This window comes from Gilliamella sp. Occ4-3, assembly GCF_001690675.1.
Classification (GTDB): Bacteria; Pseudomonadota; Gammaproteobacteria; order Enterobacterales; family Orbaceae; genus Gilliamella; species Gilliamella bombi.
In genome coordinates this window covers 1-810 of the sequence record NZ_LZHR01000111.1, presented here as the reverse complement: position 1 = coordinate 810, position 810 = coordinate 1, and the positions used below count along the sequence as shown (strand labels likewise).

Here is an 810-nt window from a genome sequence, read left to right as displayed (position 1 = left end):
GATTATGGCGTTAGAAAAAGAGATTAAAGAACTGAAAATGGCTAATGATATACTAAAAAAGGCGCATGTGTACTTCATCAACAATCCAAGTCGATGAAGTACGCTTATATGAAAAATCATTTAACCTGCTATCCCGTTACTAGGATATGCTCATTACTTGGTGTCAGTTCATCGGGTTATTATGCTTGGTTAAAAAGAGCAAACAAATCAGCTAAACTCAGCGAGTATATTAAAAAGCAGTATTGGCAACATAATGCCCGTTTGGGTGCGCCAAGCCTGCTTTATGATGCAAGGGAAGCGGGCTATCAAGTTTCAGAAAGGACAATTAGCCGTGTTTTGCAACAATTGGGATTACAGAGTAAAGCAGCACGTAAATTCAAGTATAAAACAGATGTAAATGCCCCAAACTTAGTACACAACTCACGTAGAAAATTAAGCTGCTTGTTTTAGTGTTTTATACTCAATCGGTGTCATGTTATTTAATGCCTCATGCGGTCTTTCGGTGTTATAAATCGTTAGCCATTCTTCGGTTATTTTCCTTGCTTGTGCTAAGTTGTTAAAAAGATATAAATCGAGTACTTCAGTACGATAGGTACGATTAAATCGTTCAATATAGCCATTTTGATAAGGGCTACCAGGCTGGATATAATCAATGGTTATATTATGTGATTTAGCCCAGTTTATAAAGGTTTTTCCTGTAAATTCTGGCCCATTATCGACCCGTATTTTTAATGGATATCCATGATATTCAGCCAGTTTATCTAAGTAACGGGTAATCCTTCCTGCTGGTAAACTTACTGCAATATCAAT

General features: G+C 36.7%; 2 protein-coding genes. One reads left to right on the top strand and one right to left on the bottom strand.

What is annotated here, in order from left to right; genetic code table 11:
* Positions 1 to 108: 108 nt before the first annotated feature.
* Positions 109 to 450: an IS3 family transposase gene (locus tag A9G44_RS11180; RefSeq protein ID WP_179854808.1), complete on the top strand. Its 342-nt coding sequence runs from the start codon at positions 109 to 111 to the stop codon at positions 448 to 450.
* Here A9G44_RS11180 and A9G44_RS11175 read toward each other — a convergent pair.
* Positions 433 to 810 (bottom strand): integrase core domain-containing protein (locus A9G44_RS11175; protein ID WP_176701575.1); only part of this gene is annotated, 378 nt, incomplete at its 5' end. The two genes, A9G44_RS11180 and A9G44_RS11175, sit on opposite strands and share 18 nt — an antisense overlap.

Excerpts from the sequence above, each read along its gene's own strand:
- A9G44_RS11180 (WP_179854808.1), top strand. The coding sequence starts at position 109 with ATGAAAAATCATTTAACCTGCTATCCCGTTACTAGGATATGCTCATTA.